The sequence below is a fragment of the Sphingobacterium sp. UBA2610 genome, assembly GCF_002339225.1.
Classification (GTDB): domain Bacteria; phylum Bacteroidota; class Bacteroidia; order Sphingobacteriales; family Sphingobacteriaceae; genus Sphingobacterium; species Sphingobacterium multivorum.
The window spans coordinates 143229-165546 of sequence record NZ_DDKA01000034.1 but is presented as its reverse complement, the minus strand read 5'-3'; the positions used below and the strand labels follow the sequence as shown (position 1 = coordinate 165546).

Annotated in this window: 21 protein-coding genes; 9 read left to right on the top strand and 12 right to left on the bottom strand. The window is 39.3% G+C overall.

Annotated elements, in window-relative coordinates:
- Nucleotides 1-101 precede the first annotated feature (101 nt).
- Nucleotides 102-1085: a sugar phosphate isomerase/epimerase family protein gene (locus tag B4Z47_RS23755; protein WP_236586123.1), complete on the top strand. Its 984-nt coding sequence runs from the start codon at nucleotides 102-104 to the stop codon at nucleotides 1083-1085.
- 46 nt (nucleotides 1086-1131) lie between these two features.
- Here B4Z47_RS23755 and purE read toward each other — a convergent pair whose 3' ends face one another.
- The 8 genes from purE to glyA form a co-directional block, all read right to left on the bottom strand.
- A complete protein-coding gene (gene purE / locus B4Z47_RS23750; RefSeq protein WP_046674039.1) occupies nucleotides 1132-1641 on the bottom strand; it encodes a 5-(carboxyamino)imidazole ribonucleotide mutase in 510 nt (169 codons plus the stop codon).
- 8 nt (nucleotides 1642-1649) lie between these two features.
- Nucleotides 1650-2792: a 5-(carboxyamino)imidazole ribonucleotide synthase gene (locus B4Z47_RS23745; RefSeq protein WP_201639724.1), complete on the bottom strand. Its 1143-nt coding sequence runs from the start codon at nucleotides 2790-2792 to the stop codon at nucleotides 1650-1652.
- A gap of 31 nt (nucleotides 2793-2823) precedes the next feature.
- Nucleotides 2824-3327: an NADH-quinone oxidoreductase subunit B gene (locus B4Z47_RS23740; protein WP_046674041.1), complete on the bottom strand. Its 504-nt coding sequence runs from the start codon at nucleotides 3325-3327 to the stop codon at nucleotides 2824-2826.
- Nucleotides 3328-3329: 2 nt separating this feature from the next.
- Entirely contained in the window at nucleotides 3330-3920 is a 591-nt protein-coding gene (locus tag B4Z47_RS23735) for an NADH-quinone oxidoreductase subunit A (protein ID WP_201639725.1), read from the bottom strand.
- A 334-nt stretch (nucleotides 3921-4254) separates the two neighbouring features.
- Nucleotides 4255-5595: a signal recognition particle protein gene (gene ffh, locus B4Z47_RS23730; RefSeq protein ID WP_046674043.1), complete on the bottom strand. Its 1341-nt coding sequence runs from the start codon at nucleotides 5593-5595 to the stop codon at nucleotides 4255-4257.
- Between the two features lie 133 nt (nucleotides 5596-5728).
- Nucleotides 5729-6424 carry a zinc metallopeptidase gene (locus tag B4Z47_RS23725; protein ID WP_070562330.1) on the bottom strand — a complete coding sequence of 232 codons (696 nt, stop codon included), beginning with the start codon at nucleotides 6422-6424 and terminating at the stop codon, nucleotides 5729-5731.
- A 458-nt stretch (nucleotides 6425-6882) separates the two neighbouring features.
- Entirely contained in the window at nucleotides 6883-7479 is a 597-nt protein-coding gene (locus B4Z47_RS23720; protein ID WP_046674045.1) for an RNA polymerase sigma factor, read from the bottom strand.
- A gap of 542 nt (nucleotides 7480-8021) precedes the next feature.
- Nucleotides 8022-9293 (bottom strand): serine hydroxymethyltransferase, encoded by a 1272-nt coding sequence (glyA, locus tag B4Z47_RS23715; RefSeq protein WP_046674046.1) that lies wholly within the window; start codon nucleotides 9291-9293, stop codon nucleotides 8022-8024.
- A gap of 285 nt (nucleotides 9294-9578) precedes the next feature.
- On the opposite strand from glyA, the gene B4Z47_RS23710 reads away from it, so the two are divergent.
- The 7 genes from B4Z47_RS23710 (at nucleotide 9579) to B4Z47_RS23680 (ending at nucleotide 17326) form a co-directional block, all read left to right on the top strand.
- Nucleotides 9579-9929, top strand: coding sequence for a HesB/IscA family protein (locus tag B4Z47_RS23710; RefSeq protein ID WP_046674047.1), 351 nt, complete (start codon nucleotides 9579-9581; stop codon nucleotides 9927-9929).
- 214 nt (nucleotides 9930-10143) lie between these two features.
- The gene (gene ileS, locus B4Z47_RS23705; protein WP_286728067.1) at nucleotides 10144-13557 is read left to right on the top strand and encodes an isoleucine--tRNA ligase; all 3414 of its coding nucleotides are present in this window, start codon (nucleotides 10144-10146) and stop codon (nucleotides 13555-13557) included.
- A 3-nt stretch (nucleotides 13558-13560) separates the two neighbouring features.
- A complete protein-coding gene (locus tag B4Z47_RS23700; protein ID WP_046674049.1) occupies nucleotides 13561-13947 on the top strand; it encodes a TraR/DksA family transcriptional regulator in 387 nt (128 codons plus the stop codon).
- A gap of 55 nt (nucleotides 13948-14002) precedes the next feature.
- A complete protein-coding gene (locus B4Z47_RS23695; RefSeq protein WP_075991120.1) occupies nucleotides 14003-14653 on the top strand; it encodes a lipoprotein signal peptidase in 651 nt (216 codons plus the stop codon).
- A gap of 89 nt (nucleotides 14654-14742) precedes the next feature.
- Nucleotides 14743-15687, top strand: a complete 945-nt coding sequence (locus B4Z47_RS23690; RefSeq protein ID WP_088160290.1) for a M20/M25/M40 family metallo-hydrolase — start codon at nucleotides 14743-14745, stop codon at nucleotides 15685-15687.
- 182 nt (nucleotides 15688-15869) lie between these two features.
- The gene (locus tag B4Z47_RS23685; protein WP_088160289.1) at nucleotides 15870-16784 is read left to right on the top strand and encodes an SDR family oxidoreductase; all 915 of its coding nucleotides are present in this window, start codon (nucleotides 15870-15872) and stop codon (nucleotides 16782-16784) included.
- A gap of 14 nt (nucleotides 16785-16798) precedes the next feature.
- Complete coding sequence (locus B4Z47_RS23680; RefSeq protein WP_046674180.1) at nucleotides 16799-17326, top strand: acyl-CoA thioesterase; 528 nt, start codon at nucleotides 16799-16801, stop codon at nucleotides 17324-17326.
- 107 nt (nucleotides 17327-17433) lie between these two features.
- On the opposite strand, the gene B4Z47_RS23675 is transcribed toward B4Z47_RS23680, so the two are convergent.
- The 4 genes from B4Z47_RS23675 to B4Z47_RS23660 all read right to left on the bottom strand — a co-directional run bounded on the left by B4Z47_RS23675 (nucleotide 17434) and on the right by B4Z47_RS23660 (nucleotide 19946).
- Nucleotides 17434-17841 carry an EVE domain-containing protein gene (locus B4Z47_RS23675; RefSeq protein WP_075991117.1) on the bottom strand — a complete coding sequence of 136 codons (408 nt, stop codon included), beginning with the start codon at nucleotides 17839-17841 and terminating at the stop codon, nucleotides 17434-17436.
- Nucleotides 17842-17868: 27 nt separating this feature from the next.
- Complete coding sequence (gene gldC, locus B4Z47_RS23670) at nucleotides 17869-18219, bottom strand: gliding motility protein GldC (RefSeq protein WP_088160288.1); 351 nt, start codon at nucleotides 18217-18219, stop codon at nucleotides 17869-17871.
- A gap of 104 nt (nucleotides 18220-18323) precedes the next feature.
- Nucleotides 18324-18569 carry a hypothetical protein gene (locus tag B4Z47_RS23665; RefSeq protein WP_075991115.1) on the bottom strand — a complete coding sequence of 82 codons (246 nt, stop codon included), beginning with the start codon at nucleotides 18567-18569 and terminating at the stop codon, nucleotides 18324-18326.
- 6 nt (nucleotides 18570-18575) lie between these two features.
- Nucleotides 18576-19946 (bottom strand): DEAD/DEAH box helicase, encoded by a 1371-nt coding sequence (locus B4Z47_RS23660; RefSeq protein ID WP_286728063.1) that lies wholly within the window; start codon nucleotides 19944-19946, stop codon nucleotides 18576-18578.
- A gap of 176 nt (nucleotides 19947-20122) precedes the next feature.
- On the opposite strand from B4Z47_RS23660, the gene B4Z47_RS23655 reads away from it, so the two are divergent.
- Nucleotides 20123-22261: a S46 family peptidase gene (locus B4Z47_RS23655; protein WP_088160287.1), complete on the top strand. Its 2139-nt coding sequence runs from the start codon at nucleotides 20123-20125 to the stop codon at nucleotides 22259-22261.
- Nucleotides 22262-22318 lie beyond the last annotated feature (57 nt).

Genomic DNA, 22318 nt, shown 5'->3' with positions numbered 1-22318 from the left:
TATGGGTTAAGATTCAGCATACACTTCAAAAATATTCCCTGTTGTACCATTGATTTCTGAACAAATAATTGTACATTGTACACTAACAAGTAATCAATTATATGATGAACAATTCTCGTCGTCAATTTTTAAAGCAAGCTGGAATAGGTCTTTCGGCAGCTTATCTGGTGCCCAACTTTATATCTTGTCAAAATAAAGCCGGTGCAATCAGCGACAATCCATTACAGAATATAGGCGTACAGCTGTATTCCATTCGCGATTTAATGGATAAAGATCCGAAAGGATCTTTGGAACAAATTGCCAAAATTGGGTATAAACATGTTGAGCTCTATGGGATAGACGCCACAGCCAAGCAGTTCTGGAAATTGCCTTACAAAGAGTTGAAGAAAATATTGGATGATAACGGTCTAAAAACACATTCAGGCCATTACGATATGTCCAAATACCTCAGTAAAGCGCATACCGACAAAGAAGATCTTGCGGCTTATTTTGATGCAGCAAAAGAACTTGGCCAAGAATATGTAATTGCTCCTGTGACACCGATGTTTGATCTGAATGCATTGAAAAAAGATGATTATCTCTATGCTGCCGAGCAATTGAATAAAGCTGGTGAACAGGCTAAAAAATTGGGTCTAAAAGTTGCCTACCACAACCATTTCTGGGAATTTAGGGATCTGGGCAATAATACGACCGGTGAAGAGGTGATGTTAGCATTCACTGAACCTGATTTGGTCGATTTTGAATTAGACCTTTTCTGGGCAGAAAAAGCGGGTAAAAACCCGATAGCCTTGTTTGAAAAATTCCCCAACCGTTTTAAACTATGGCATGTCAAAGATATGGATAAAACAAAATCCAATCCCATTGAATGGCCCAAAGATGGAAAATTGCCGATTGAGCAAATCTTCAATGACATCAAGTATACCGAAGTGGGGACCGGAAGCATCAACTTCCCTGAAATCGTCAAAGAAAAGAATAAAGCCGGACTTAAATATGCATTTGTCGAGCAAGACAATATCTATATGCCAGATAAGATCGAAAGTCTCAAAAAAAGTTACGATTATGTTCAGGCAAATCTTACAAAATAAAAAAAGGGAGCAATGCTCCCCTTTTTTATTTTGTAAGATTGTCAGCTTAGAATTCGGTATCTTCGACTTCTACTGCGGTCTCGATTACTTTTCTCGCCAACTCTTCTTTAAATTCGATGATATTCTTGCTGATTGTTTCATCATGTGTACCCAGAATCTGAGCTGCCAATATACCTGCATTCTTCGCCGCATTTAAAGCGACAGTTGCTACAGGAATACCATTGGGCATCTGAAGGATAGAAAGTACCGAGTCCCATCCATCAATGGAATTTGATGATTTTACAGGTACGCCTATTACAGGTAAATGTGTAATTGAAGCGACCATTCCGGGCAAATGCGCCGCACCACCCGCTCCAGCAATAATAACTTTCAAACCACGAAATGCTGCATTTTTGGCATAATCAAACATACGTTGTGGTGTACGATGTGCTGAGACGATCGTTACCTCAAATTCCACCCCAAGGGTTTTGAGCACATCTATCGCATCCTGCATAACAGGAAGATCTGATTTGCTTCCCATGATAATGCCTACCTGGGCCTTATTATTGACTGACATAGTATTGTTTAAGCTTTAATTTTTAATATTTCTTGTACTTTTCTTGCATTGAAGATCGCTTTCTCCCGGTCATCATTGATAATACAAACATGGCCCATCTTACGGAATGGCTTCGTATATTTCTTTCCATATAAATGGATATATACGCCTTCCATTGCCAACACCTCTTCTACACCCTCGTATTTGGCCAATCCTTCATAGCCAGGTTCACCTAACAGGTTAATCATAACGGCGTTCGTTCTGCATCTGGTATCACCTAACGGTAGATTGAAGATAGCTCTTAAATGCTGTGCAAATTGCGACACATAATTACCCTCTATGGTCTGGTGACCACTATTATGCGGACGCGGAGCCAATTCATTGACCAGAATATCACCATTTTTCGTTAGGAACATCTCTACAGCCAATATACCCACGATCTGTAGATCATCGGCAATCTTTTTTGCTATAGCCTCTGCGCGTTGTTGGATCTCTACACCATACAAAGACGGCGCAATCAAAAATTCCACCAAGTTAGCCTGAGGATTAAATTCCATCTCTACCATTGGAAATGTAGACACCTCACCTTTATCATTCCGGGCAACAATGACCGCAATTTCTTTTTCAAAATCTACCCATTCTTCAATTAAGCTGGGTTCTTCGAAAGCATCTTGTATATCTTGTTGGTTAACAATCTTCTTTACCCCTTTCCCATCGTATCCATCCTTACGCAATTTCTGGATATAGGGTAAGTTTAACGAGGCATTCACTAAATTATCTTTATTGGATATCAATTGAAATGCCGAAGTGGGGATATCATTTTGTTTAAAAAATTGCTTTTGCAGACCTTTATCTTGAATCAGACGAATGATACGTGATTGTGGGTACACGATAACGCCCTCGCCTTCCAGTTTCTCTAAAGCATCTACATTCACCTTCTCAATCTCGATCGTGATCATGTCCAAATCCTTACCGAAATTATAGACCGTTTCAAAATCGCCCAATGAACCACATTCAAATTTATTGCACAACTTGCGACAAGGAGCATTCTTATCCGGGTCCAATACATGAACATTTACATTGTAATTAATGGCTTCCTGGATGAGCATTCTTCCCAGTTGACCACCGCCAAGAATACCCAATTGCAATTCACCATAAAAATCTTTTGCCATAATTGATTTAAAATCTTATAAAATTTATCTTTTAAGCTTTTCCGCTGAACAATTGCTCACCCAACAAGCTTTCTTTGTCTATCTTTTTTTGCAACTCAATAAAAGCACCAATTAATGCCTCGGGACGTGGCGGACAGCCCTGGACATAAACATCCACAGGGATCACTCGATCTACCCCTTTGACCACATGATAACCATGCTGCCAATATGGACCGCCACAGTTGGAGCAAGAGCCCATCGAGATAACATATTTAGGATCGGGCATCTGTTCATATAGTTTCTTGATACGATCGGCCATCTTAAAAGTAACCGTTCCAGCAATAATGATCACGTCGGATTGCCGTGGAGAAGGCCTTGGGAATACGCCCATCCGGTCTAAATCATACGTTGAAGCCATTGCCCCCATCATTTCAATGGCACAGCAAGCAATACCAAAGCTCATGGGCCACATTGAAGACAACCTTGCCCAATTCAGCAAATCATCTAATTTGGCAACAATAACACCATTATTCTGCAATTGACTATCTAAACTCATGCTTACTCAGGTTTTTTAAATCGAGGTTTAAAGGCTGGTTTCGGCGTCGACACCTGTTCATCTGTCGTCGTTTTGTGCGCGACAGTTTCATCTCCAAGACCTGCATAATCACGCACCTGATACGTCCTACTATTCAGGCTTGCATAGGCACTATCCGGGATAGCTACAGGAACTTTAGGTAAGGACACATTCGGTTTAACCCATTCCAAATCGCCCTTTTTCCAAACAAAAACCAATCCTAAAATTAAAATGCCAATGAACATAGCCATTTCAATCATGGTAAACCACCCCCATCTTCCATCTGCCGCAATATATTCGGACTGTCCAAATACAGTGGCCCATGGAAAAATAAAAATAAGTTCTACATCAAAAAGTAAAAATACAAGGGCAATAACATAGAACCGTGGATTAAACTGAACCCAAGAAGAACCAATGGGATCCTCTCCACATTCGTAAGTACCAGATTTGATGGGATTATTCTTTTTCGGAGAGATTAAACGTGCTAGAAAAATGGTCGCACAGACTAACAGCGCCCCTATCAGCAGAATGATAAGGATTTTGCCGTATTCCGATAATTGCGCGGGGTCATCCATAATAATTACAAATTTAACAAATATTTCGTTTACTCGGGTGAGGAACTTGAAATTACGAATTATTTCTTTAAAAACAGTTCGAATTTTAAGGCATTAATGCCCCGTATCCGGTCTGCAAGCAGTCCCTAATTCATCTGGTGCAGCACTTAGCAGCAACCGAAAATTAATCGAAAGAGCAATGCCATGTTCAAAACCTTCATGACTTTGCAGACACCAACAGCAATGAAAGCGGACTGAAGGTTCTTTCTGGCCAATAAGATCAGACATTTTCAGAAAAAAAAGAGGGCATCGTATAAAACGATGCCCTTCTTATGATGTAACTATTCTCCAAAAATTACATTTTTCCTGGCATTTTGGGCATATTACGCATCAATTTAGCCGCCATCGCCGGATTAGACATCTGCTTCATGACTTTACGCATATCACCAAATTGTTTCAATAACTTATTCACTTCATTAATATCAGTACCTGATCCCTTCGCAATACGTAAACGACGTTTTTGATCAATGACATCTGGGTTTTCGCGTTCAAAAGGTGTCATGGAATCGATAATCGCTTCAATGGGTTTGAAAGCATTGTCATCGACTTCAATATCTTTCATTGCTTTCCCAACGCCAGGGATCATTCCCATGAGGTCTTTCATATTACCCATTTTCTTGATTTGTTGAATCTGGGATTTAAAATCGTTGAAATCGAATTTATTCTTACGGATTTTCTTTTGGAGCTCTGCGGCTTGCTTCTCGTCAAACTGTTGCTGTGCACGTTCCACTAAGGATACCACGTCACCCATACCCAAAATACGAGAGGCCATACGATCAGGGTGGAATACATCCAATGCATCCATCTTTTCACCTGTACCAATAAACTTGATAGGCTTATTAACGACAGATTTAATCGATAAAGCTGCACCACCGCGTGTATCACCATCCAACTTAGTCAATACTACACCTGTAAAGTCCAGACGGTCGTTGAACGTCTTAGCTGTATTCACGGCATCTTGACCAGTCATTGAATCCACAACAAATAGGATTTCGTCTGGCTTTGTCGCCTCTTTAACTGCTGTAATCTCAACCATTAAAGGCTCATCGATGGCCAAACGACCGGCTGTATCGATGATTACGACATTATTTCCATTGCGTTTTGCTTCTTCCACACCGGCTTTGGCAATCGCAATAGGATCGTTAGATTCACGATTCACATACACTGGTACGCCCACTTGTTCGGCAAGCACTTCCAATTGATCGATCGCTGCAGGGCGATAAACGTCACCAGCCACCAACAATGGTTTTTTATTCTTTTTATCTTTAAGGTACAAGGCCAACTTACCGGAGAAAGTTGTTTTACCAGCACCATTCAAACCCGCAATTAGAATGACTGTTGGATTTTTTCCAGTCTCAAGCTCCGTAACAGATCCGCCCATCAAAGCTGTCAACTCATCGTTCATGATCTTCGTCAACAATTGGCCCGGGGAAATACTTGTCAGTACATTTTCGCCTAAAGCTTTTTGTTTAACATCGTCGGTAAAAGTTTTGGCAGTTTTATAATTCACATCGGCATCCAACAACGCTTTGCGAATTTCTTTCATCGTTTCTGCAACGTTGATCTCGGTAATACTCCCCTGTCCTTTTAATACTTTAAAGGCCCTATCTAACTTATCTTGAAGATTTGAAAACATAAAATCTGAATCTTATTCTATATAAACAGCAAAGTTAAAAAAATTGTCTATAGTAACCTCATTAACACCCCATAAAAAATGCGACTATGAAAAATAATCACATTTTTGTAGGATAAAGTTACAATATCCGTATTTAATCACTTCTACGGCCACCGAATAAAATAGACGCATAATACAAAAGTGTTACCAACGCACTTAACGCCGCTACGACATAAGTCATCGCTGCCCATTTCAAAGCATCTTTCGCACCGTCATGTTCTTCGCCATTATAGGTTACACCAGCATGGTTTAACCATTCCAGTGCGCGGTTCGACGCATCAAACTCTACGGGCAAGGTGATAAAAGAGAACAGGGTCGTAATAGCCAAAGCCCCCACTCCAACAGCTAAAAGCCATGGGTTACCCCCTTTGGAAAAAGCAAATAGCATAACACCCAGCATCAATACCCATGATGTCATTTTAGAGGCCACATTTACCATCGGAACCATTGCCGAACGGAATCCCAACCATTTATAGGCTTTGGCGTGCTGTACAGCATGGCCACATTCGTGCGCCGCTACTGCTGCAGCTGCAACACTGCGGCCACTGTAAACTTCAGGACTTAAATTTACGGTTTTATCTGACGGATTATAGTGATCTCCCAAGCGATCTGGAATAGACACTACCTTTACATCATATATACCGTTATCATTCAACATTTTTTGCGCAATCTCAGCTCCAGACATCCCATTGCTCAAAGGCATTTCGGCGTATTTCTTAAATTTGTTTTTGAATCTTGTTTGGACAATCAGGCTTACCACCATTATTCCAATAAATAAAATCAAGTACATAGCTATTCAATCGTTTTATTTTATTATATGACTATCAAACCTTATTCCAATCGTCGAAAAAAGGCATATGCATGAATTTCTAAGATAAAAAAAGTCTTTGACCTGACAAAAAGAACAGGTTCATCTGATCTCCACATGACATAATTGCCAGATCATTTGGGCAGACTCCATTTTCAGCTTCGTACAGTGAAACACCTGCGCTATTTAACAAGAATCCAAGATGTAGTCTCATCGGTGAGTATTGGAGATGCGTTTTATTTCAAGTTCGATCAGGGAGCTTATTATTGAAGCAAATGGCTTTTGAAAACACGATGCTCAACGGATTGTAGCCTTGCTATACTATTAAGACAAAGATGAGAAACTAAGACAAAAGACGAGAAACTACAAAAGCGTCGAGACTTCCTATGGCTCCAATTAGGAATGCAAATAAAAAGGGGCATTAAAAAATGCCCCCTTTATTATAAATAGCCCATTTGCAGGGTAAGATCAGTACCTTCAATCATTTTACGTAAATTGCTCAATGCGTAGCGCATCCTCCCTAAAGCAGTATTGATACTTACTTCGGTTATCTCCGCAATATCTTTAAAACTCATATCACAAAAGTGACGCATAATAAGCACTTCTTTTTGATCGTCCGGAAGCTTTTGAATCATTTTTTTAAGGTCTACATCAACCTGCTGTTTGAGCATTTTTGACTCTGCGCTTTCATCACTAAATTCGAGCACCTCAAAAATATCAAACCCGTCGGCATTCACAATATTCGGAGCACGTTTTGCTTTTCTAAAAAAGTCAACAATCATATTGTGCGCTATACGTATAGCCCAAGGTAAAAATTTACCTTCTTCATTATATTTACCGGATTTTAAGGTGTTGATGATTTTTATGAAAGTCTCCTGGAAAATATCTTCAGCAAGATATTCATCTTTAACTTTCATATATATGGAAGTATATATTTTCGATTTATATCGATTCAACAATGCCTCTAGACCGGACTCTTGGCCGCCGACATACATTTGGATCAACTCTTGATCGCTTTTACTTTTTAAAAGTCTCATACGTCACTTACTTTTTTAGCAGTTCGCAAATAAATTATCAGTTCTGTGTTAAAATGTAAATGTTTGCCGTATAAACTATCCTTTCTTATTGTAAAACAATCAATTAATCTAAAACCAAATTACCGTAAAATAAATGAGTAATCAAATTATTACAATTTATTTTAAGATTTTTTAACATTTAAAAATAAGTTATCTACCTCATAATTCCAAAATAAAGGTTCTTCGACCACAGTACGCCCCTTCAGACAAGATGGAATAACAACCTCGAACAGCTCCAAAATAACAAGTTTTAAAGTTACTACTTCATACGGACTTTATAGGGAGCTAATAGGGACCTTATAGGGACCTCATTCGGATGAATACCTATAAAATCCGTTTAAAGTCCGTATAAGATTGTTGTTAAGTTCGTCTAAAAAGTTAAGTTGATACGAGACTGTAACGGAACTATTCTTTCTAAAATAGCAGTAGAAAAAAAGACGGGATAAAAAAAGCGGAACCACCGCATCGGTAATTCCGCTTTTTCTATTCCTATGGAAAAAGTCTTATTTATACAATGGGAACTCAGCCATCATTGCTTTTACTTTACCATGGATCAAATCCAGTTGCGCATCATTAGATGCATTTTTCAATGCCTCATCGATCAATTCACCGATTTGAATAATTTCATTCTCTTTAATACCACGTGTAGTGATTGCAGCAGTACCAAAACGTACACCTGAAGTCACAAAAGGAGAACGTGTATCGAAAGGAACCATATTTTTATTTGTTGTGATACCCGCTTTACCCAATACAGCTTCGGCTTCTTTACCAGAAATATCTTTATTGCGTAGATCCACCAACATCAAGTGATTGTCTGTACCACCAGAGATGATCTTATAATCTCTTTCTACAAAGAATTGCGCCAATGCAGCTGCATTTTTCTTTACCTGAACGATATATTCCATATACTCATCGGATAAAGCCTCACCATAAGCGATTGCTTTAGCAGCGATTGTATGTTCTAAAGGACCACCTTGTGTACCTGGGAATACAGCTAAATCCAATAATTGTGTGATTGTACGGATTTCACCTTTAGGTGTTTTGATACCCCATGGATTTTCAAAATCTTTACCGACCATGATCATACCACCACGAGGGCCACGAAGCGTTTTGTGCGTCGTTGTTGTAACAATATGGCAATGTGGAAGTGGATCATTCAATAAACCACGCGCGATTAAACCTGCAGGGTGAGAAATATCTGCCATCACGATAGCACCAATTTCGTCTGCAACTTTACGGATGCGTGCGTAATCCCAATCACGAGAATAAGCAGAAGCACCACAGATAATCATCTTTGGTTTTTCACGAAGCGCTGTTTCTTCCAATTGCTCATAGTCAATTAAACCAGTGTCTTCTTTTACACCATAAAATAATGGTTGATAGATCTTACCCGATAAGTTCGCTGGCGAACCGTGTGTCAAGTGACCACCGTGAGATAAATCAAGACCTAAAATTTTGTCGCCAGGTTTGATTGTCGCCAAAAAAACAGCCGCATTTGCTTGAGCACCAGAGTGAGGCTGAACATTTACCCATTCTGCGCCAAATAATTGTTTTGCACGGTCAATTGCGATGGTTTCGATCTCATCCACAACTTCACAACCTCCATAGTAACGTTTTCCTGGGAGGCCTTCTGCATATTTATTTGTCAACACTGAACCAGCAGCTTCCATCACTTGTTTTGAAACAAAGTTCTCTGAAGCAATTAATTCAATACCTTCTTCTTGGCGTTTAAGCTCATCAGCTATTAAATTAAAAATGGCTTGATCTCTTTCCATTGTTTTTAAATGTTGTAAAGTAAATTTTGTAGTTTATTTTAATGCCTCAAAGATAGCATATTCCATAAAGAATATCGACAAAAAGTCCTATTTAATTAAATGTTCTTAGAAAAACAGCCTTATTAATGCGAATTACCTAATTAGGTCGGGATCATTTTATGGTACTATCGGACAAAATAAGCGGACAAAGAATTGAATGTTTCGAAAATGTCAAAAAATCAAGGTCAAGCAATTTGCCGTTAAAAAAATGTATTTTTGTATTGGATTGGCTAAAACACTATTACAATGAGTACAGAACATACAGCAGTTGCTCCTGTTTCTTTAACAGAGGGGGCAATCAAGGAACTAAATAAATTAAAGGATCAACAAGAAATCTCTGATGATTTTGGTTTACGTGTCGGTGTTGAAGGCGGCGGTTGTTCCGGTATGAGTTATATCTTGGGCTTTGACCAGAAAAAGGACGGCGATAACGAATACGAAATTCAAGGAATCCGCATCTTTATGAACAAAGCACATGGCCTATATCTTGCCGGAATGGAAATCGACTTCAAATCGGGACTCGATGCAAGGGGCTTCACATTTAATAACCCCAATGCAACAAGTACCTGCGGATGTGGAAGCAGTTTTTCAGCATAACTGAATTTCAGTACAAATGAAATAAGAAAGGGACTGCCATAGGTAGTCCCTTTGTCGTAGTAGACACCACACTCATTTTTTGTCGGTTGATCGAGGAGAGATTTCAAAAAGTTCAACCTCGATTTAATGATATAAGCACAACAAAGCCCTCTTTCATTTTCCATCATAAATCACTAAATTAGCGACCTTTAGAAAAGAAGCATACAACAGTCTGATGTACAAAGAATATAAGCAGTTAAATTTACCCGAGATAGGTAAAGAGATTTTGACCCGTTGGGAACAGGAAAAAATATTCGAAAAAAGTATCAATAATCGTCCTGAAAGCAAGACCTATACATTTTTTGAAGGTCCGCCTTCTGCAAATGGAATGCCTGGAATTCACCACGTGATGGCACGTACGATTAAGGATATTTTCTGTCGTTACAAGACTTTGAAAGGTTACCAAGTGAAACGAAAAGGCGGCTGGGATACCCATGGTCTGCCCATTGAACTTGCTGTCGAAAAAGCTCTTGGAATCACAAAAGAGGATATCGGCAAAAAGATTACTGTAGAACAATATAATGACGCTTGTCGCAAGGAGGTAATGAAATATACCGATGTATGGAATGACCTAACCACCAAAATGGGCTATTGGGTTGACCTTGAGCATCCTTATATTACTTACAAGAATGAATACATCGAAACCTTATGGTATTTATTAAAAGAACTTTACAAAAAAGGTCTTTTGTACAAGGGGTATACGATACAACCTTACTCTCCGGCAGCAGGTACGGGATTGAGTTCGCATGAACTTAACCAGCCCGGCACCTATAAAGATGTTAAAGATACCACCATCGTTGCAGAATTTAGACTGATCAAAAGTCAGCTTCACCCAGCTATAGAAAAATTAGTTGACGACGATGCGGAGGATGTAGCATTCATTGCCTGGACGACCACGCCATGGACTTTACCGTCCAACACAGCTCTGGTTGTAGGCAAGAAAATAAATTATGTGAAGATCCGAACGTTCAATAAATATACCGGTGCGCCTGTATCCGTCGTATTAGCGAAAGATCTGATCAGCAAACATTTTAAAGCGGAAGGAGAAAATGCATCCTTCCAAGACTATAAATTGGGCGACAAAGTAATTCCTTGGGAGCTTGCAGCAGAATTTGTAGGCGAAGAACTTGTTGGCTTGCGTTATGAGCAATTGTTGCCTTATATCACCAGCGAGGACTTACAAGAAAATGCTTTCCGCGTTATTCCAGGCGACTTTGTTACGACTGAAGACGGTACCGGTATCGTTCACGCTGCTCCTACTTATGGTGCGGATGACTTTCGTGTCGCAAAAGAACATGGTGTACCGGGCATCTTGGTGAAAGATGAAAACGGAAAAGAGGTACCTACTGTTGACCGTACCGGACGTTTTGTAAGTGAAATCACAGATTTTGCCGGAAGATTTGTCAAAGAGGAATATTACAGCACAGAGGAACGTTCAAAAGAAGACTTCAAACCCACAGACGTGTTGATCTCTATCAAACTAAAAGAGGACAACAAAGCTTTCGATGTCAAAAAATATGAGCATACCTATCCACATTGTTGGCGTACAGACAAACCTGTTCTATACTATCCATTAGATAGCTGGTTTATCCGCACGACAGCAGTGAAGGAAGATTTGGTTGCATTAAATAAAACCATCAACTGGAAACCTGAAGCAACCGGTACCGGCCGCTTTGGAAACTGGTTAGAAAACTTGGTGGACTGGAACCTTTCGCGTTCGCGTTACTGGGGAACTCCACTTCCTATCTGGCGTTCAGAAGACGAAAATGAAGAAGTTTGTATCGGCTCCTTACCTGAATTAAAATCCTTATTGGAAGCTTCTTTGACCTCAGACGTTTTATCTGACGATGAAAAAGCGAAAAATAAAGCTTACTTGGATAAATTCGACACCGAGCAACTGGATCTTCACCGTCCATATGTTGACGATATCGTTCTTGTTTCTGATGCCGGACAAAAGTTATTCCGCGAACCTGATCTGATAGACGTATGGTTTGATTCAGGCGCAATGCCTTATGCACAATGGGGATTGGATCACGAAAAACTAGCCAAAGGCGAAGAGTTTCCTTTTAAAGCTGGATTTGATCATGCATACCCTGCAGACTTTATCGCTGAAGGAGTTGATCAAACACGGGGTTGGTTTTTCACCTTACATGCGATTTCTACAATGATGTACAAATCGGTTTCCTTCAAAAACGTGGTTTCCAATGGCTTGGTGTTGGATAAAAATGGAAATAAGATGTCCAAACGCCTAGGCAATGGTGTTGATCCATTCTCGACGATCGATCAATACAGTGCCGATGCAACACGCTGGTACATGATCAGCAATGCCGCACCATGGGACAACCTTAAATTCAATATGGAAGGATTGGATGAAGTCCGCCGTAAATTCTTTGGTACTTTATATAATACCTACGCTTTTTTTGCATTGTATGCCAATATCGATAAGTTCTCGTATTCAGAACCAGATATCGCTTTGGAAAAACGTCCTGAAATTGACCGTTGGATTATCTCCTTGTTAAATTCGTTGACCAAGGAGGTAGACGAATACTTAGCGGATTACGAGCCTACAAAGGCCGCGCGCGCTATTCAAAACTTTGTTGATGAACATCTCAGCAACTGGTATGTCCGTCTTTGCCGTCGTCGTTTCTGGAAAGGAGATTATACAGAAGATAAAATTTCGGCCTATCAAACACTTTATACATGTCTTGATACGATTGCGAAATTGATGTCCCCAATATCACCTTTCTTCTCGGATAGATTATTCCTGGATTTGAATTCAGCCACTAACAAGGAACAAGTTGAATCTGTTCACCTGGCGAATTTCCCGGTTTATAATGAAAGTCTAGTCGATAAAGATCTGGAAGAACGCATGGCTTTAGCGCAGGATATCTCATCGCTGACACTTTCTTTACGGAAGAAAACTTCCATCAATGTACGTCAACCATTAAACAAAATTTTGGTTCCGGTACTTGATAGTGCTTTCCAAGAAAAGGTAGAGAAAGTAAAAGATCTGATACTTTCTGAGACCAATATCAAAGATATCGAGTTCATTACAGATACCACTGGTATTATTAAGAAAAAAATAAAACCAAATTTCAAAGCTCTTGGCGCGAAAGTTGGTAAGGATATGAAGTTAGTTTCTTCGTCTATCCAATCGTTGACTATAGATCAAATCAGCACGTTGGAATCAACAGGCGAATTGGCCCTAGCAGGCACGCCATATACGATTTTACTGAGCGATGTAGAAATTATAGCAGAAGACGTTGAAGGATGGCAAGTAGCGAATCTAGGTAAATTGACCGTAGCATTAGATGTACATATCACCGAAGAATTGAAAAAAGAAGGTTTGTCAAGAGAATTGATCAACCGCCTACAAAATCTAAGGAAGGATAAAGGATTAGAAGTCACTGATAGAATTAACGTAAAGTTAACAGCTGCTTCAGAAGTGGTCAATGCTGCCAACGAAAATTTATCGTATATTTGCACCGAAATTCTGGCCGATTCATTGGTATTTGAAGATTCACTAACTGAAGGAGAGACCATCGAGATCGATGGCAAAGAACTTAAGGCATTAATCCAAAAAAATTAAATTATGGCAAACAACAACGAGAAAACACGCTATAGCGATTCAGAATTACAAGAATTCAAAGATATTATCTTGGACAAGCTTAGAATAGCAAAAGAAGAGCTTTCCTCGTTGACCGCAACGCTTAATAACAGTAATGCTAATGGTACCGACGATACTGCTGGAACGTACAAGACATTGGAAGACGGTTCAGCTACTTTAGAAAAAGAGCAAACAAATCAATTGGCTGCTCGTCAAAAGAAATTTATCGACAACCTAGAAGCAGCGTTGGTGCGCATCGAGAACAAAACGTATGGTATCTGTAGAGAGACCGGAAAACTGATTCAAAAAGAACGTTTGAAAGCTGTTCCACATACAACGTTGAGCATCGAAGCGAAAAACAAACAATATTAATTTTAGGCATTAAATATATGGTCTTTGCTTAGGCAAAGACCATTTTTATAACACAATGAAGGGTTATACGAAACCGATCGCGCTCATCGTAGCGATACTTTTAATAGATCAATTGTCAAAAATATGGGTTAAGCTCACAATGACAATTGGACAAAGCCACCATGTATTGGGCAAATTTTTCCAGATTCATTTTATTGAAAACAATGGAATGGCCTATGGTATGGAATTTGGCGGTGATTATGGAAAATTATTTTTGACGGTATTTCGTATTTTAGCCGTAGCTGGTATTGGATACGGCCTGCATTACATGATCAAAAATAAGTATAACCGTGGTTTCATCTTGAATGTTGCCCTAATTCTTGCCGGTGCCTTAGGAAATATCATCGATTCTGCTTTTTACGGTGTCATCTTTAGTGAAAGTACCTGGTATGATAAAGCAAGTTTATTCCCAGCAGGTGGTGGTTATTCTTCCTTCCTGCACGGAAAAGTGGTCGATATGCTTTATTTCCCATTAATTCAAGGCAACTTCCCTTCTTGGGTGCCCTTTTGGGGCGGTGAAGAGTTCCTCTTCTTCCGACCTGTATTCAACATTGCCGACTCGGCAATTTCTGTTGGGGTGGTTTTGATCCTGTTATTTCAAAAACGGTATTTCAAAACAGAAAAAGAAGAGAAATCCAGCATCCACAGTGAAATCGTTGAAGATTAACGAAATATCCCTAAAAGCCTTGTTAATCCCAAGGCTTTTATTTTTTTGTACATATACCCCAATACAACTATCTAAACTCTACTATTAGCATGAAAAACATTAGCCTACTTCTGACATTTTGCGGCCTACTAGGAATCCAAATAGCACAGGCACAACAGATCGAAGTTTCCAACTTAAAGAAACATATCTATTACCTCGCTGACGACAAAATGCAGGGACGGGGAACGGGCAGTAAGGAAGTATTTCAAGCTGCAGATTATATTGAAAAGGAATTCAAAAAATACAAACTTGAGCCTAAAGGTGAAAAAGGGTACCGCCAATCCTTCAAAGCCAAAGTCTGGAAAGTAAAAGTTGCAGACAGCATTCGCAATGCAGATAATATCATTGGATTTATTGACAATGGTGCAGACTTAACAGTTGTTATAGGCGCACATTACGATCACTTGGGAACAGGTCGTCAAGGAAGTTCAAAAGACTCCTTAGGAGTAGGCAAAATCCACAATGGAGCCGACGATAATGCCTCTGGTACTGCTGGTTTATTGGAGCTCGCACGTTACTTTAGCAGCAACAATGAAAAAGAACCCTACAACTTGTTGTTTATTGCTTTCGGAGCGGAAGAATTGGGATTAGTTGGTTCCAAATATTTTACGGAACACCCTACCCTACCATTGGAGAAAATCACAGCCATGCTCAATATGGATATGATCGGCCGTTATAATCCCAGCAATGGCCTTGCTGTAATCGGCTATGGAACAAGTAGTCAATGGCCAGCTATATTCAAAGATGTTCAGGCACCTATAAAATTTAATCTTAGCAAGGATGGCAACGGCGGATCTGACCAAACTTCATTCTACAAAAAGAATATACCGGTGTTGTTTTTCCATACTGGTGGACACCCAGACTATCATATGCCGACCGATGATGCCGATAAAATCGATTATAACGCTTTAAAATCCATTTTGGATCTAGAAAAAACAGTAGTTGAAAATATCATGAAACAATCCAGTAAAATGGATTTTATATGGACCAACTAAAACAAAAAAGGCGGATTTGTGTCTAACAGCATGTGATAATCTAGCTTTTTATATGCTCAAATACTATAACAGAGATTAGTAAATTAGTTTGTAGACATACACGAATAAACTAAACAGCGCACTTAAGACCCTGCAAACGAGTCTTTATAAACAGGTGCTTGGATATCATTTAATTATTGTTGATGAAAAAAATTCTAGTGACAGGGTCCAATGGATTCCTTGGCCAAAAAGTCGTTGATTTACTTGCTAAAAATGACCAATATGATGTTGTCGCCATTTCAAAGGGTCCAAATCGTAACCCGAATCAAGTGAATTATGCTTTCTTTCAGGTAGACCTATCGGATCGGGAAAAACTGACAGATTTTTTATCTGCACAAACTTTTGATGCAATTGTACATACAGCAGCTATGACCAGTGTGGAAGCTTGTGAAGCAGATCAAGCAGCATGTCAATTGCTTAACGTCGATCTCGTAGCCGATCTGGCTTCCTATTGTACTGCACATCAGACACAACTGATCCACTTATCCACGGACTTTGTATTTGATGGCAAAAAAAATGCGCCTTATGATGAAACAGATCTCCCCAATCCACAAAGTGAATATGGGAAGAGTAAATATGCTTCCGAACAAGTGCTTGTACAATCCAACTGTAATTATGCTATCCTTCGCACGATATTAGTATATGGGATCAATGCTGACCCCAATCGTTCGAATCTAGTATTATGGGCTAAAAGTAAGTTGTCGCAAAATGAACCCATAAAAGTAGTCAATGACCAATGGAGAATGCCTACCTTTGTGGATGATTTAGCTTATGCTTGCCAACTCGCTATTGACAGAAAAGCGCAGGGAATATTTCATATTTCAGGAGCAGAATTAATGTCGATCAATGAGGCAGTCTACAAAATTGCAGACTACTGGCAACTAGACAAAGGACTGATTTCAGAGATCAGTGCTGCCAGCATTGGACAGGCGGAGAACAGGCCACGGCAGACAGGCTTTGATCTGACTAGATCTAACGCTGAATTGGGTTATGTGCCGACGTCATTTATGGATTCTTTGGCAATCATAGATAATCAATTCAAAACGTTTGGACGATAATGACAAATAATGATATGATAGAGAAATTTGCGCGAGAGTCATACACTGAGATGAACGAATTGGTATTACCCAACGACACAAATACTTTTGGGAATTTGATGGGTGGCCGTTTATTGTATTGGATGGATATCTGTTCGGCTATTGCTGCTCAAAAACACTGTAGCAATGTCGTCGTAACAGTATCAGTCGACAATGTATCTTTTAAGCGCTCCATTAAACTTGGTGAGGTCGTCACGATACAAGCTCAGGTAACGCGTGCGTTTAATAGTTCTTTGGAAGTACGCATGGAAATTTTCGCGTCTAATTTACCGGAAGGCACCCGTGTAAAAACCAACGAAGCTTATTATACCTTTGTTGCTGTTGATGCGGATAACAATCCTAAAGCTGTGCCTGTATTAATTCCGGAAACAGATATAGAACACAAAGCTTACGAAGATGCATTACAACGAAGAGAACTGCGCCTTATTCTCGCGGGGAAATTAAAGCCTGAAAATGCAAAAAAATTAAAAGCGCTGGTCAGTCTTTTTAGCCAAAAGAACTAATGCTTGATGTTCATGACTTACATACCTTGTAAATAATCAAAAAGGGAAAACGATCGTTTTCCCTTTTTTTATATCCCCATACACTGGGTCGATTTATTTGCGCTAGCTTACGCGTTGCCAAGCGCTAAAATCCGATCAAATTCTTCTGGCTTCAAAGGCATTACAGACAAACGTCCTTGTCTGACCAAGGCGATATCCTGCAACTGTTCATCAGCCTTAATGGTTTCCAACGTAACGGATTTCTTCAGCGTCTCTACAGGTGCCAGATCCACCACGACCCAACGCTCATCATCTGTTGTCGGATCTTGATAAAATTCCTTGACGACTTTGGCCACCCCCACAACTTCTTTTCCTTCATTGCTATGGTAGAACAGAACCAGATCCCCTTCTTTCATAGCTTTGATATTATTCCTAGCTTGATAATTACGAACGCCATCCCAAAATGTACGGCCATCTTTATTAAATTGTTCCCAGCTATATTTAAATGGTTCAGATTTTACTAAGAAGTATTGCATGGTCAAATTTCTGTTAAGCGTTAAAAACTATTGTTGTGGCATTAAAACTTCCATTTTATCTGCAAAATGCGCACAGTAATCACGCAAGTCGCCAATAACTTTTTCCGCCATCGGATCACCGCCTGAAGAACGGATAAAAGAGTCGCCCAATGTTTGCAGCGTTTCATAGAAAAAACGTTTCATCTCATCGTAGGGCATATCTTTAGTCCAAAGATCAATACGCATTGAATTTTTATAATGTGAATCCCATAGGGCTAAAAACATCGCTTTTGCAGGTAATTCCTCCGCATTATTTCCATCTGTAGAAGACCACATGATATTTTCAGGCACGTTGTTTTCATCTAACTCTACCTGTAATTTTATTTCAGCTTTTTTCATTTTAATATTATTGAGCTATTTATATTGAGCTATGTTTTTTGAAACAGGAACTATATTTGCCATCGATTCACAACCTAACTCGTCTTTATTTTTAATTTTACTTCTTACCCAAAGGTTACTTTGACAATTAAACTGGTGACACAAACGACTACCAAAAATGCCAATTGTAATAACCACATTTTTTTATTTGGCTTTACAAAGACCCTAAATACAATATCAATGACGGTCAATATCAACAACAATAGGATAAATGCGCCCCAAGTAAATAAGGCCTTTTCGTCATTGGGGTTTTCCATAACAAACCAGGCAACAAGGCATGCACTAGCGATATTTAGTGGTGTAAAGCGCACAATAAATTAACGTTTTTTAAAATTACGATTTGTTCCTCCCGATTTTCCGCCTGCAGACTTACTTTTACTTTTTGCTTTTGGTTTAAATCCGGAAGCTCGTTGTGCCTCCCGCACTTCTTTCTGTTTGATAACGTATTTTTTCTCGTGAAAAGCACCTTGGAAATCTGGATCATCTTTCCGCTTTTGATTATCAATCTCTCGTGCAATATCCTGTTTTTCATGAAAGGGTGTTTTCTCTATAAAAACATCCTCTGGTAGTGCGTAGACAGGAATACTTTGCTTGATCAATTTTTCGATTTTGCGAACATAATATTTCTCAGCATCATTACAGAACGTGATAGCATCCCCCTCATTGAAAGCTCGCCCGGTACGTCCAATACGATGCACATAATCTTCTATAACAATAGGTACTTCAAAGTTGATCACATGGCTTACATTAGAAACGTCAAGCCCTCGCGCCGCCACATCCGTTGCGACCAAAATACGAATATTCCCTTCCTTAAACGCATTGATGGAGTTGATACGTGTATTCTGACCTTTATTGGCATGAATAACACGAACCTCATCTTTACCGTATTTACGTTCCAAAAAGTGGAAGACATTATCTGCTACCTGCTTTGTTTTACAGAAAACAATCAGTCGACTAAACGCTTCATCATCTTTCAAGAGATGTTGAAGTAAATTCAATTTTGTCTTTTGGTTAGGAACGACATATAGCGCCTGACTTACCGTCTTGGCTGGTGTAGCTTGTTCGGACACCTCAATAATGGTCGGAAACGCTAAGAAATCACCTGCAATTTTGAGAACAAGCTCACTCATTGTTGCTGAGAACAATAAGTTCTGACGTTTGCGTGGCACAATTTCAAGTACACGATGGATCTTACTAATAAAACCCATATCCATCATCTTATCGGCCTCATCCAAGACCAAAAATTTGAGTGATTTGACAACAATGTGCCCTTCGAGGTACAAGTCTAAAAATCGACCTGGAGTTGCCACGATAATATCCACTCCTTTTTCGAGTGCTTCTATCTGAGTTTTTGGTCCTAATCCACCATAAAGTACCACTGAACGCAAATCAAGATAAGTAGAAAACAACTTAATATTTTCTTCGATCTGCATGGCCAATTCTCTCGTTGGTGTCAAAATCAACGCACGCGCATCATTTCCCTGAGCATATTTTAGCTTCATCAGCATCGGCAAAACGAATGCCGCTGTTTTTCCAGTTCCCGTCTGAGCGATTCCCATCACATCCTGCCCGGCCAATATTGGAGTAATTGCCTTTTCTTGGATCTCTGTCGGTTGTTGATACCCCGCCTCCGCTATCGCATTTAAGATCTGTTTATTGAATTTAAAATTTTCAAATGATTGCTGCATCTTGCAAAGATAAGGAAAAGAGTCCATTTGACTTTCCTTGACCACCAATACGGTACACATTTACTTTCAATTGACATAAAAATTGGTAAAAAGCATATTATAAAGTCTAATATTTTGGTTTTTAAGAGAATTAAAGCATTTTTGTAGGGTATAAACAAACTTTTTATCAGGTTGATATGAAAAAATTATGGATGTGTTTGTTGTTCATCACAACAAGCTTTGCTGCATTTGCCGATGAGGGAATGTGGTTTTTAATGTATCTAAAGCGTCTGAATGAGTCAGATATGCAGAAAAAAGGGCTTCGCTTAAGTGCCGAAGAAATCTACAGCATTAACCACTCTAGCTTAAAAGATGCAATCGTACAATTCAATGGTGGCTGTACTGCTGAGATCGTTTCTGATCAAGGCTTGGTATTCACCAACCATCACTGTGGATATGGTGCTATTGCTGAACTTTCTACACCAGAAAATGATCATTTAACAAATGGTTTCTGGGCCAAATCCAAAAATGAAGAGTTAAAGCCTAAATCTTTGTCGGTTCGCTTTTTTGTGCGCATGGATGATGTTTCAAAACGAATCTTAGGTTTGGTCAACAACAAAATGGCTGAAGATGAACGAAAAAAAATCATTGCTGCTGAAATTGCCAAAATTCAAAAAGAGAATAGCGAAAATGGTAAATATGTGGTTGAAGTAAAATCATTCTACCAAGGCAACGAGTATTATTATTTTGTATACCAAGATTACAATGATGTCCGTTTGGTAGGAACACCCCCAAATAGCATTGGAAAATTTGGCGGTGATACGGATAACTGGGAATGGCCACGTCATACCGGAGATTTCTCAATTTTCCGCGTTTACGCCGATAAAAATGGTAATCCAGCAGAGTATGCACAAGATAATGTGCCTTTGAAACCTAAACATTTCCTACCTGTCAGCTTAAAAGGTGTTCAAGAAGGAGATTTCGCGATGATCTTAGGCTATCCAGGTCGTACCAATCGTTGGATGCCCGCTGGAGGAATCAATCAGAATGTTAAATTCGCTTATCCAGCTTGGGTAGAAGCTTCTAAAACAGGTATGGATGCCATGAAAAAATTCATGGATCAAGACCAAGCTGTAAAATTGAACTACGCTTCAAAATACTCTCAGGTAGCTAATTACTGGAAAAACCGTCAAGGAATGATTGATGCTTTGACATTACATAAAACTGCAGAATCTAAAGCAAAAGACGAAGCTAAATTTGACAAATGGGCAAATAAAGCTGCAAACAAAGCAGAATACGGTGATGTCATCAAAACAATCAACGAATTTTATGCTTCGACAAACGAGAAAGCTAGACATGACAACTATTTAATGGGCATGTTGCGTTCTAGTGCAATTGCAGCTTTACCGAACACAATTGGATCAGGTTTAGAAGTATATACTGCTGGAGATGAAGCAAGAAGAAATGCTATTCTTCCTCGTTTAAAATCTGCCATCGATGCAGGTTATGAAAAAATGTACATGCCGCTTGAAGAGCAAGTATTGATTGACGAATTGAATCTTTATGCTAAAAAAGCAGGAAATATTGCACCATATATTGCAGAATTGGCTGCTAAAAATAATGGTGACTTTACGGCTTATGTCAAAGAATCTGTGAAGAACAGCATCTTCGCTTCTGCTGAACGTTTGAACAATTACCTGGAGAACCCTAACGCTGAAATTTTAGCCAATGACCCATTGTATAAACTTTCTTCGGCCTTACTTAACAGATACCGTCAAGTAGATCCTAGCTGGAAAACACAAGACGACAAATTTGAAGGTGCTTATCGTAAATATGTCGCTGGGGTATTAGCGTCGAATCCAAAAGGTAAATTCTATCCAGATGCGAACAGTACGTTACGTTTAACTTACGGTTCGATCAAAGGCCTACCACAAGATCCCCGTAATGACGCTGACAAAAACTTTTACACGACGTTAAAAGGCACTATTGCGAAGTACAAAAAGGGCGACGAAGAGTTTGATTTACCACAACGTTTGATGGATTTGTACAATAATAAGGACTATGGTCGTTATGCCGACAAGAAAGGATATTTACCAGTGAACTTCCTAAGTGACAACGACATAACAGGCGGAAACTCAGGTTCACCAGTAATAAATGGCAACGGCGAATTAATTGGCCTAGCTTTTGATGGTAATATTGAAGCTATGGCTGGTGACGTGATCTTCGACCACAAGCTACAACGTACAATTTCAGTTGATATCCGTTATGTATTATTTATCATCGATAAATTTGCAGGAGCAACCAACATTATTGACGAACTTAAGATTGTTGAATAGTTTTTTTTAAGCTTTTTCGATAAAAAAAAACGAAATTTATTTTCTATTTGATTCGTT

What these genes read in the sequence shown, in the direction of transcription:
- ffh (WP_046674043.1), bottom strand. Translation starts at nt 5,595, where the DNA reads ATGTTTTCAAATCTTCAAGATAAGTTAGATAGGGCCTTTAAAGTATTA.
- B4Z47_RS23710 (WP_046674047.1), top strand. Translation starts at nt 9,579, where the DNA reads ATGAGTACAGAACATACAGCAGTTGCTCCTGTTTCTTTAACAGAGGGG.
- B4Z47_RS23655 (WP_088160287.1), top strand. Translation starts at nt 20,123, where the DNA reads ATGAAAAAATTATGGATGTGTTTGTTGTTCATCACAACAAGCTTTGCT.
- B4Z47_RS23740 (WP_046674041.1), bottom strand. Translation starts at nt 3,327, where the DNA reads ATGAGTTTAGATAGTCAATTGCAGAATAATGGTGTTATTGTTGCCAAA.
- glyA (WP_046674046.1), bottom strand. Translation starts at nt 9,293, where the DNA reads ATGGAAAGAGATCAAGCCATTTTTAATTTAATAGCTGATGAGCTTAAA.
- B4Z47_RS23725 (WP_070562330.1), bottom strand. Translation starts at nt 6,424, where the DNA reads ATGTACTTGATTTTATTTATTGGAATAATGGTGGTAAGCCTGATTGTC.
- B4Z47_RS23720 (WP_046674045.1), bottom strand. Translation starts at nt 7,479, where the DNA reads ATGAGACTTTTAAAAAGTAAAAGCGATCAAGAGTTGATCCAAATGTAT.
- B4Z47_RS23700 (WP_046674049.1), top strand. Translation starts at nt 13,561, where the DNA reads ATGGCAAACAACAACGAGAAAACACGCTATAGCGATTCAGAATTACAA.
- B4Z47_RS23745 (WP_201639724.1), bottom strand. Translation starts at nt 2,792, where the DNA reads ATGGCAAAAGATTTTTATGGTGAATTGCAATTGGGTATTCTTGGCGGT.
- ileS (WP_286728067.1), top strand. Translation starts at nt 10,144, where the DNA reads ATGTACAAAGAATATAAGCAGTTAAATTTACCCGAGATAGGTAAAGAG.
- B4Z47_RS23695 (WP_075991120.1), top strand. Translation starts at nt 14,003, where the DNA reads ATGAAGGGTTATACGAAACCGATCGCGCTCATCGTAGCGATACTTTTA.
- B4Z47_RS23675 (WP_075991117.1), bottom strand. Translation starts at nt 17,841, where the DNA reads ATGCAATACTTCTTAGTAAAATCTGAACCATTTAAATATAGCTGGGAA.
- purE (WP_046674039.1), bottom strand. Translation starts at nt 1,641, where the DNA reads ATGTCAGTCAATAATAAGGCCCAGGTAGGCATTATCATGGGAAGCAAA.
- B4Z47_RS23680 (WP_046674180.1), top strand. Translation starts at nt 16,799, where the DNA reads ATGATAGAGAAATTTGCGCGAGAGTCATACACTGAGATGAACGAATTG.
- B4Z47_RS23735 (WP_201639725.1), bottom strand. Translation starts at nt 3,920, where the DNA reads ATGGATGACCCCGCGCAATTATCGGAATACGGCAAAATCCTTATCATT.
- B4Z47_RS23690 (WP_088160290.1), top strand. Translation starts at nt 14,743, where the DNA reads ATGAAAAACATTAGCCTACTTCTGACATTTTGCGGCCTACTAGGAATC.
- gldC (WP_088160288.1), bottom strand. Translation starts at nt 18,219, where the DNA reads ATGAAAAAAGCTGAAATAAAATTACAGGTAGAGTTAGATGAAAACAAC.
- B4Z47_RS23660 (WP_286728063.1), bottom strand. Translation starts at nt 19,946, where the DNA reads ATGCAGCAATCATTTGAAAATTTTAAATTCAATAAACAGATCTTAAAT.
- B4Z47_RS23755 (WP_236586123.1), top strand. Translation starts at nt 102, where the DNA reads ATGATGAACAATTCTCGTCGTCAATTTTTAAAGCAAGCTGGAATAGGT.
- B4Z47_RS23685 (WP_088160289.1), top strand. Translation starts at nt 15,870, where the DNA reads ATGAAAAAAATTCTAGTGACAGGGTCCAATGGATTCCTTGGCCAAAAA.